The organism is Streptomyces ziwulingensis, assembly GCF_039542605.1.
In the GTDB taxonomy this organism is placed as follows: Bacteria; Actinomycetota; Actinomycetes; order Streptomycetales; family Streptomycetaceae; genus Streptomyces; species Streptomyces ziwulingensis.
Window position 1 is genome coordinate 176,285 of sequence record NZ_BAABIG010000084.1, and the last position, 8,864, is coordinate 185,148.

Consider the following 8,864-nt stretch of genomic DNA (forward strand, 5'->3'; position numbering starts at 1 on the left):
CCACCTCCTCGTGGAATCGATTACATCGACCTGCATGGAGGATTGGAATCGATTACATGGGGGGCTGGCAAGGGGGTGGGGGGTGCCGATATCTGATCGTGACCTGGGTCGGCCAAGGGCGCTGGGGAGGGCACTCCGCCCTTCCTGATCATCGACATCGCCCTGGTCGTCATCGTCGGGGCGGCTTTCCTGGTGAGCAAGGCGCGCAGGAAGTAGCACCACCCGGGAGGCATGGAGGGCGTGTGGCGTATCCCGCCCGGCTGGTTCGGCACCGACCGGGCGAACGCCGCGCGCAGGAGTGGGACGGTTGCGGATGTCTGCGCCGGAGGCGCGCTACTACGCCCCCGGCCTCGGCCGCCGCACCCGTCTCGGCCCTTCGGTCAGGAGACCGGTCCCTTCCTGGTGGCTGGGCCCGGCCGCGTAAGCCAGCGGAGGTGCGATCGCCTGCGCGTCCGCCCCCTCGCCCACCCACAGCGAGATGAACAGCGCGGCGGTCGCTTCGAGCAGCCCGGCCCGTTCCAGACCGCCCCCGGCCACGGGTTCGCCTCCCACGTCCCGCACCAGTTCACGTACGTGCGCGAGGGCCGTCTCATCGTCCCCGCAGACAGGTACGGCCAGCGGCCGTCCGTCGAAGACGGGCGGCCGCATGCGCCACACGTCCTCGTGGCAGAGGTTGAACGCCTTGACCACGTGGGCTTCCGGTGCCGCCGCGGCGAGCCGCTGCGCGGCCGAGGGGCCTCCTTCCGTCAGTAGCCGGAAACCCGGCCCGACCGGGTTGGAACAGTCGAGCAGCGCCTTCCCCGCCAGGGCCGCGCGCAGGTCCCGTACGACGCCGGCCCCCGCCCCGAACGGCAGCGCGGCCAAGACCACTTCCCGGCCGGACTCGGCCGCCACGCGCAGACCGGCAGACCGGGCGCCCCCTCCGATACGCGCCGCGAGCCGCTCCGCCGCAGCCGCGTCCCGCCCTCCGATGATCACCTCGTGTCCGGCCCGCACCCAGTGGGTGGCGAGCGCGTCCGCCATGTTGCCCGTCCCCAGCACGCCGATTCTCATCACACGTCCCCTCTCCCTCTCCATGCCGCCCGCTTCGATCGTTCGACCGTTCACACCGACGCTAGAAGGCGGGTCGGGCACCATTTGGTACGTGACGACCGACCCCTTCCTCGCCGACTGCCGCGCCCGCCTCGCCTTCGACCTGCTCTCCCACACCTGGAACGCCGTGGTGCTCTGGGCACTGCGCGACGGCCCCAGACGCCCGGTCGAACTACGGGAGCGGATCGGGGGCATCAGCTCCAAGGTCCTCACCGAGACGCTGCGGCGGCTGAGGTTCAACGGACTGGTCGACCGACAGGCGCCCTCCGACGCACCCTCCCGGGTCGAGTACGAACTCACGCCCCTGGGACGGACGTTGTTGGCACCCATCGACGCCTTCGGCGCATGGGCCTTCGAGCACGGCGATGAGGTGATGGCGGCCCAGGAAGCCGCGTGCACCTCGGCCCCACAGCCGCCTCTCCCCCGGGACCGTGCAAGGTGAGGTTCAGATGCAGGGTGCGCCGGCTTACGGTCACGGCTCGCGCTACCAGCGCGAGGGGGCGCGGGCGGCGGCGTCGGGAGTGAGTGAGCAGCGCCTACGACGCCTTGCGTCCCATTACGCATGCGTGGACGACGAGTTCATCGACGCCCTCGTCGCGATGGCGACCGACCGGACGCGTGGCTGGTGGGAGGAGTACCGGGGGCTGCTGCCCACGTCGTTCCTGGATCTGGCCGAGCTGGATCACCATGCAGCCTTCCAGCGGGATGTAGCTGTCCTCTACGTGCCGGGACTTCTGCAGACCGAGGGCTATGCCCGATCCGTCTTCGCATCCAGGATTCCGGAACTCACTGATGACGAGATGGATGTGCGTGTCCGCCACCGGCTGACGCGGCAGAGTAAAGCCGACTTCCCTCACGAAGTCGTGATCCACGAATCGGCTCTCCGCATCAGGGTCGGCGACCGTGCCGCCATGCGAATGCAACTAGCGAGTCTTCTGGAGGCATCCGAAGCGGAACGCGTCACTTTGCGTGTCATTCCCTTCGACCAGGATGGCTTCGGCAGAGCCTCAAGCACGATGACCTACGTCGGTGGGGCTGTGTCCAAGCTCGACACAGTTGCGCGTGACGCGCCTCATGGTGCGCTACTGATCGACTCCGAGGCTCAGCTTGGTGCTTACCGGACCCGTTTTCATAAGGTAGAACAAGTATCGCTCGAACCGAATCGTTCGCGTGACTTCATCCGTCGACTCAAGAAGGAGCTATGAGGCATCTCATGCAAAACTGGCGCAAGTCCTCCTACTCGGGCGAGGGAGACAGCAACGACCGCGTCGGGATCGACTCGCCCACACGCTGAGCGCACGGGAAGCGGGTCCGGCCGCCTGAACACCCCGACCGGCACGCCCCGGCTACGGCCGCGGCTCTCGCTCGTCGGTCCTGAGCACACGCAGTGTCCTCAGGCCGTACAGCCCCAGCAGCGGCTTGACGACCGTCCACTCACCAAAGCGGTAGTCCTCCGCCCGTACGAGCCGCGCCGCGAGGTCGGGCCGCTGCCGCCGCAGGTACGCGCGGGCCTTCAGCGCGTGGGCCGGCTGGGAGGCGATCTTGATGCGGTCGGCGTCCTCCAGCAGGGGGATGACGTTCGTGATGTTCTCCCAGGTCGTCCGGCTCCGGTCCTCAAGGAACAACGGTCCGTCGAACTTGAGCACCGACCGGGCGTATGCGGCCATCACCCGGGCCTCCGCGACGCCACTGCCGACCGCACCGCCGCTGAAGATCAGACGACCACCCTCCGCACCGTCCACGGTGAGGGAGCGAAGACCGACACGGACCCGCCAGCGGTTCACGACGTTCGCCGTGGCCTGCGGATTCCGGTACCCCAGCACGACCACCGCCTCCGTCCCGCCCCCGCGGTCCCCCACGAGGGTCCGCGACCAGCGCCGGTTCACCCACTCGCCCCAGCCCAGGACCGCGACCCCGGCCGCCACCATCACATGTCTGCGCCGCACACACATTGGTTCCTCGCTGTCAGGCTCGGCGGGCGTAGGACGCGTAGCGATCGGCGAGCTCGATGACGAGGTCGCGCAGTTCATCGGGGCGCTCGATGACGAACGGCCGGTCGAGTGAGGCGAGTACCGGAGGCAACCAGTCGAGCCGCTCCGCCCGCAGCTCGACGCGCATCCAGCGCTCGGTTGCCCGGTCCTCGCCTGCCGCGGGCTCGTGCTCCTCCAGGCTCGCGACGCCGGCGGGAAGGTGGGCGCGGATCTGCTCGACCGTCCCGTGGATCCGCAAGGTCACCTCATGCCGGTACTCAGCCGTGGCGAACCCTGACAACACGCGCTGTGTCGGACCGGGACCCGCCGGCGCTTCGAATGAACCGGGCAGGGTCCGCGCGTCTGCGATGCGATCGAGCCGGAAGGTTCGGTCCCCGCCGATCCGGGCGTCCTTGCCCGTGACGTACCACCGGCCCGAATGGGCGACGATCCCATACGCGTGCAGCGTGCGTTCGCTGCGCCGTCCGTCGCGGTCGGTGTAGCGGATCGAGACCGGTCGGCGGTGGCGCACGGCATCGGCGAGGGTGAGCAGGACCCCGGCGTCCGGGGCGTCGAACTCTCCGGGCTGTTCCGTGAAGGCGAGGGATTCCAGGAGTGTGTCGAGCCGGCGGGCGATGTGCTTGGGCAGCACCCTCCGGATTTTCGCCGATGCCGTCTCGTTTGCCGTGTGCTGCGTCGTCGTCAGCCCTGCCCGGCGGCCGGCGACCAGGCCGAGCAGCACGGCCAGCGCCTCGTCGTCGCTGAGCATGAGCGGAGGCAAGCGGTACCCGGGGGCGAGCCGGTACCCGCCGTAGCGGCCACGCACCGATTCCACGGGCACGTCGAGGTCGATCAGATGGTCCACATACCGCCGCACGGTGCGTCCTTCGACGCCGAGCCGGCCGGCGAGTTCGGCCACCGTCCGGGTGCCGCCCGACTGCAGCAGCTCAAGGAGTGTCAGCACGCGGCCAGTGGGTCGAGGCATGTGCACAACCTAACGCGAATACAGGACCGATTCTGTCCACTATTTCTCCTAGCCTGCGACGTGCACGCCTCCAGCACAGCCAAGGAGACCCCCATGGACTTCGTCTCGATCCGCATCATCACCAGCGACGTAGCGCGCCTCGTCGAGTTCTACGAGCGAGCCACAGGAGTGCGGGCGACGTGGGCCACCGAGGACTTCGCCGAACTCAAGACCCCGGGCGCAACCCTCGCGATCGCCGGCACCCGCACCGTCCCGCTGTTCGCCCCAGGCTCTGCCCGCCCGGCGGACAACCACAGCGTGATCACTGAGTTCCTCGTCGACGACGTGGACCGCGTTCACCAGAACCTGACCGGCTTCGTCACCGACTTCGTCAACGAGCCCACCACGATGCCCTGGGGCAACCGGTCGCTGCTGTTCCGCGACCCCGACGGCAACCTCGTCAACTTCTTCACCCCCGTCACCCCGGCGGCTATCGAAAAGTTCGCACGCTGACGCCACGCACAGCCACTCACGTGTGAGCCCTGTGATGCCGGGGCTCCCGGTGAACGCGGCCGCCGAGTCCAGGAGCGCCACCAGCAGGGGGCACGGGAACGCACCGCTGACCCCCGAAGGACGCCTGCGCTTGTGCCTGCGGATCGACGCCGGACGTCCGATCGCGCACGTCGCTGCGGAAGCCGGGATCTCCCGCCGCTGCCTGGCCAAGTGGTACACCCGCTGGCGGGCGCACGGCGAGAACGGACTGCCCGACCACTCCTCCCGCCCCGCTACCAGCCCCCGTCCGTACCCCCGAGGACATCGCCGACCTGGTGGAGGCGCCGCGGCGGCAGACCCAGCACGGGCCGGCCCGGCTCGCCGCCGACCTACAGCGGCTGCACGGCGTCGGCACCGAGTCCGCCCGCGCTTCCCCACGCACCGGTCCCGGCACCGGCAAGGTCGGATACACATACCTGCATTCGGCGCTCGACGACCACTCCCGGCTCGCCCGCACCGAGGCCCTGGACGATGAGAAGGCCGTCACCGCGGCCGACTGCCCATCAGCCGGACCGCCGGGAGCGACTACCGGATCGTCTTCGACCAGCCGCCCGAACCACTCGCGGGCATCCCGCGGCAGCTCACCTTCGAGGACTTCGTGCAACCAAGGTCCCGAGACACCACACCCGACCCTCCCTGCCGTACCGCCGGAACTCCCCCGTCTCCACCGTCCACACCCCGAACGGCACCGAGTCACCGAGAGCCTCGCCCCCGAACCGCGTCCTGAACCGCGTCCTGGACCGCTTAAGGAATTGTCACCCCCCACCGATACCGTCACCCCATGCCCAACCAGTCCGAGACCGCCCCCGGCGAACGACGGCTCGCCGTCCTCGATGGTGTGGCGGAAGTCTTCCCATTCGGGTCCTGACGACGGAAACGACTGCGTCGAGATCGCGAACTCCATCACCCAGATCGGCGTACGCGATTCGAAGCTCCCGAGCCGCGCGGTGCTCACCTTCCCCACCTCGGCCTTCATGGCCTTCATCACAGAGGTCAAGCGGACCGAGAGGTCGTCGAACCCCAGCGCCCGCTGAGTACGTGTACTCACGCCGCCGCGCTCCCCGGTCCACCGTTGGGGCATCACTCCCGAACGCAAGATGATTCCGGCACCGCTCAGGCGGCAGCGTCACCATGGCGGGAGGTGGTCCAGCGGCAGTGTTCGACCTTCGGGCGACAACGGTCTCCCGACGGAGCCCGGACGAGAAACTCCCCCTCAGAAGAACCGCAGAGACGACGCTGAACCTGCCTATCGAATTGACCGTGGCCGACGGGTCGTAGCGCCGGCTCCATGCCCTCGACGATGCGCCACCTCGTCCACATCTACCTCCCGAAGTCACCTCCCGAAGTGGTGGCCGCATCCCCAGTGTTATCAGTGACGTCCCCGTTTAGTCTTGTGCGCAGTAGTCTTTGGTTCTTTCTTGTGCGCAGCCGAATCTTCACTGGAAGAGGCCTCGCGACGCCTGGTTTCGCCTCGTGGCGCTTGGGTGCCTGGAACGCCGGTATACGCTGCGTAAGGATTGTCCTGCGGACCGCTGCTGCTGTAATAGGGATCAGTTACCGGTGGCAGACTGGCCCTCATTTGTGAGGTGTCCCAAGTGCTGAAGGCGACATTCGACATTTGTGCGGGGGACCGGACGAAGCTTTGGGATGAGCCGTACGGGACTGCCTGGCTGTAAGACGGCTCCTGGTGCGCCTGTGACTCCTGCATCTGTGGGAAATAAGGGTCGGTGTACGAGTAATTGGCGGCGGGCATGGTGGCATATCCCGCCGGGTACTGTGCCTGCGATGATTCAGCCCCTCGTGTCAGGCCGCCGTCATAGACGGGCTGTGCCGGGAAGTAGGATGGATTCGACTGACTGGGCGTTACCTCCGCCGTAGAACTCGGCATGGCCGGGTCGACCCACGATGCATCGTAATCACCGGGCAGAGCAGCAGACTGGGACGACTCCCCGACAGATTGATCATCATGCAGAACGTTCAGGAGATGTTTGGCCCCGAGTCGATGTGCATCCGCCCTGTTCTTCACGGCGAGATCTACTACATCCTGATTCAGTCCGAGCTCGCTGGCATGCTTCAGCCAGTGTTCGAATGTTTTCCGAGGGACGTTGACGTCGTCCCTTCGCGTGTATTCTGACACTGTCTCTTTATTCTTCAAGTATCCAATTACAAGCGCTTTCTTTGTGTCGGCATCCCAGTAACCAGTGCGCAGGTTCTTGCGTTCGGCTGTGCATGCCTTCACCTTTTCCTGAGCTACGCCATATTTGCTTGAATTTTTGAGCCAGTCGTGCATTGTTGTAAGCGGAATTGGCTTGGGCTGCTGGGCGCAGTATTCGCTTACCAGTCGCTTTTCCGGGTCGTTCAGCCATCCTTCGATGGTCCTCTTGATTTCGGCATTACGATCACGCGACGGCGGGGGGACCACACCGTATTGAGCTGATTTTGTTATCCAGTCATTGAGGGTTGTAACTTTCAGCCACGCCCTCCTGGCTTGGGCGAATTGTCGCTGGCTTTGCCCGCTAGCAAAGAATTCTCTCAGTACCTCTGCCTTTTCGGCGTCACTTATTCTTGGCATGTTTGCTCCATTTCGGATGCCTGATTCGCGTCAGTGACCGACAGGAGGCGCCCGGCCCCTGGTGGACATCACCCGCGTGCTACAACGAAGACGGCGCTGAAGGGTTCAATAATTCGCCAGTGAGGTTTGGCTGCTGGCCGGGTCGACCGTTTCGCCCGTAATGTCCCGGGTCGTTGAGGTGGGTCGGCGCGAGGCGCTGGAATCTACGTGCCCGAAGTGCTGCCGACCTTCCCTTTTCTGGTCTTTTCCGGGAAGGCCCCCGGCCGTCGCGTGACGGCCGGGCGGGCGGTGAGCCGCTGTCGGTAGGGGGGTGAGCGCTTCTGCCCGGGGCCATGTCGCGTCGATGCCCAGCCATCGGCAGCGGGCCTGGTCGGCGAGACGGACGGGCCGGTGGCAGAGACGGAAGCGCATGGTGGGCGGCTCGGCCTGGACCAGGCCCTCAACCTCGGGCCGGCAGCGGACGGCCACCGGCTGCCGAGTCGGCCCGAGCCGCCCGCCTCCGAAGGCTCGCGCACTGCGGACACGTAGCCGCGCCGGGGCACCTCAGAACGGTGATGACGTCGGCGTATCGGCGTCAGTATCACCCGGCGGGTGAGTTTGACAACGTACCTGAGCTTGTTCTTTATCTACCAGGACCTTCCGGGCTTGCCGATGGCCTTGAGGCTTTCGGGACGTTTGACGGTCTTGCCGACGTCGTAGCGGGGTGCCCGGTGTCTGTTTTTGGCGCCGGGCGGTCTTCCGGGGCCGGCGCCGCGGGGTTTGGGAACGCGGGCCGGGCAGGCGAGGTGGGCGCGGATGTTCCTGAATCCCCGGCGGACCCGGGCGGGGGTGAGCCGGTCGGGGGTGGTGGGCTTCTCCCAGGGCCGGCGGAGGTCTTCGGCGAGGGGACGGGCGAGCCGGAGCTGGGTGTGAGCGACGATCAGGATCCAGGTCCAGCGGTCCGCCGCCTCGGGAGTACGGAGTTTCGGGGTGGTCCAGCCCAGGGTCTGCTTCGCGAAGCGGAAGGTGTGCTCCAGATCGAAGCGGCGGAGAAACGCCTGCCAGAAACGGTCCACGTCGTCCGGGGCGGCACCGGTCTTGGAGGACCACAACCACACCGGCGGAGCGTCCCGTTCTTTCGGCAGGTGCTCGACCTTCAGCCGGATCAACGTGCCCTCGACCAGCGGCAGTTCGCCGTCGTGGTCGAGCCATAAGGAGCGGTGGGTGAGCCGGGGATGGACCCGGTCCCATGCCCGGGTTTCGGCCTTGCCGTAGTTGGTGGTGTCGGTGACGGTGGTGATCGCGGGCTCGGGCCAGGTCTCCGGCTTGGTGAAGCGGAACTCCGGGCCGTGCTTGGGCGGCCGGCCGTTCGTCCCCGGCCGGCGGGGTGGTTTCGGCAGGCGCATGACCCGGTCGGAGCGGACCCGGCCGACCAGCTCGACCGGCAGGTCACGCAGGACCCAGGCCAGGCGGGTGACGTCGTAGCCGGCATCGCTGACGATCACGATGTGCGGGTCCCCGGTCTGCCACTGCCCCGCGGTGACGAGCCGCTCGACCACTCCCCGCAGCTGTGCGGCGGTGACGGCGGTCGCGTCGTCGACAGGGCCGAGCCGGACCGCGTCCAGGATCACGGTCCAGGACGTGGCGCCCGGCTCCAGCGCGACGACGAAGGAGTAGGGCCGGCCCGGGATGAACCGCGACGCCGTCTTCGCCCGGCCATAGACGTGGCAGAACA

The 8,864-nt window shown here is 67.3% G+C and carries 9 protein-coding genes and 1 pseudogene; 5 read left to right on the forward strand and 5 right to left on the reverse strand.

Annotated elements, in window-relative coordinates:
• Positions 1 to 336: 336 nt before the first annotated feature.
• A complete protein-coding gene (locus ABEB00_RS32480; protein WP_345624288.1) occupies positions 337 to 1,053 on the reverse strand; it encodes an NADPH-dependent F420 reductase in 717 nt (238 codons plus the stop codon).
• Positions 1,054 to 1,144: 91 nt separating this feature from the next.
• Here ABEB00_RS32480 and ABEB00_RS32485 point away from each other — a divergent pair, with 91 nt between their 5' ends.
• Positions 1,145 to 1,534, forward strand: coding sequence for a winged helix-turn-helix transcriptional regulator (locus ABEB00_RS32485; protein WP_345624270.1), 390 nt, complete (start codon positions 1,145 to 1,147; stop codon positions 1,532 to 1,534).
• Between the two features lie 7 nt (positions 1,535 to 1,541).
• On the forward strand, positions 1,542 to 2,297 hold the full coding sequence (locus ABEB00_RS32490) for a DUF5753 domain-containing protein (protein ID WP_425586611.1): 756 nt from the start codon (positions 1,542 to 1,544) through the stop codon (positions 2,295 to 2,297).
• Positions 2,298 to 2,438: 141 nt separating this feature from the next.
• On the opposite strand, the gene ABEB00_RS32495 is transcribed toward ABEB00_RS32490, so the two are convergent.
• A complete protein-coding gene (locus tag ABEB00_RS32495; protein WP_425586614.1) occupies positions 2,439 to 3,020 on the reverse strand; it encodes a YdcF family protein in 582 nt (193 codons plus the stop codon).
• 37 nt (positions 3,021 to 3,057) lie between these two features.
• Positions 3,058 to 4,047 (reverse strand): helix-turn-helix transcriptional regulator, encoded by a 990-nt coding sequence (locus ABEB00_RS32500; RefSeq protein ID WP_345624272.1) that lies wholly within the window; start codon positions 4,045 to 4,047, stop codon positions 3,058 to 3,060.
• Between the two features lie 93 nt (positions 4,048 to 4,140).
• On the opposite strand from ABEB00_RS32500, the gene ABEB00_RS32505 reads away from it, so the two are divergent.
• From ABEB00_RS32505 to ABEB00_RS32510, 3 genes and pseudogenes are all read left to right on the forward strand, one after another.
• Positions 4,141 to 4,539, forward strand: a complete 399-nt coding sequence (locus ABEB00_RS32505; RefSeq protein ID WP_164408749.1) for a VOC family protein — start codon at positions 4,141 to 4,143, stop codon at positions 4,537 to 4,539.
• Between the two features lie 34 nt (positions 4,540 to 4,573).
• Positions 4,574 to 4,822, forward strand: a pseudogene (locus tag ABEB00_RS36155) (helix-turn-helix domain-containing protein); the annotation flags it as partial.
• Between the two features lie 589 nt (positions 4,823 to 5,411).
• The gene (locus ABEB00_RS32510; protein WP_345624289.1) at positions 5,412 to 5,612 is read left to right on the forward strand and encodes a DUF397 domain-containing protein; all 201 of its coding nucleotides are present in this window, start codon (positions 5,412 to 5,414) and stop codon (positions 5,610 to 5,612) included.
• Positions 5,613 to 5,947: 335 nt separating this feature from the next.
• Here the strand turns inward: ABEB00_RS32510 and ABEB00_RS32515 are convergent, their stop codons facing one another.
• Positions 5,948 to 7,150, reverse strand: coding sequence for a hypothetical protein (locus ABEB00_RS32515; protein ID WP_345624273.1), 1,203 nt, complete (start codon positions 7,148 to 7,150; stop codon positions 5,948 to 5,950).
• A gap of 626 nt (positions 7,151 to 7,776) precedes the next feature.
• Positions 7,777 to 8,864: NF041680 family putative transposase (locus ABEB00_RS32520; protein ID WP_345624274.1), on the reverse strand; the 1,088-nt coding region annotated here is incomplete at its 5' end.

Coding starts and splice junctions, on each gene's coding strand:
- ABEB00_RS32480 (WP_345624288.1), bottom strand. CDS start 1,053: ATGAGAATCGGCGTGCTGGGGACGGGCAACATGGCGGACGCGCTCGCC.
- ABEB00_RS32490 (WP_425586611.1), top strand. CDS start 1,542: ATGCAGGGTGCGCCGGCTTACGGTCACGGCTCGCGCTACCAGCGCGAG.
- ABEB00_RS32495 (WP_425586614.1), bottom strand. CDS start 3,020: ATGGTGGCGGCCGGGGTCGCGGTCCTGGGCTGGGGCGAGTGGGTGAAC.
- ABEB00_RS32500 (WP_345624272.1), bottom strand. CDS start 4,047: ATGCCTCGACCCACTGGCCGCGTGCTGACACTCCTTGAGCTGCTGCAG.
- ABEB00_RS32505 (WP_164408749.1), top strand. CDS start 4,141: ATGGACTTCGTCTCGATCCGCATCATCACCAGCGACGTAGCGCGCCTC.
- ABEB00_RS32510 (WP_345624289.1), top strand. CDS start 5,412: ATGGTGTGGCGGAAGTCTTCCCATTCGGGTCCTGACGACGGAAACGAC.
- ABEB00_RS32515 (WP_345624273.1), bottom strand. CDS start 7,150: ATGCCAAGAATAAGTGACGCCGAAAAGGCAGAGGTACTGAGAGAATTC.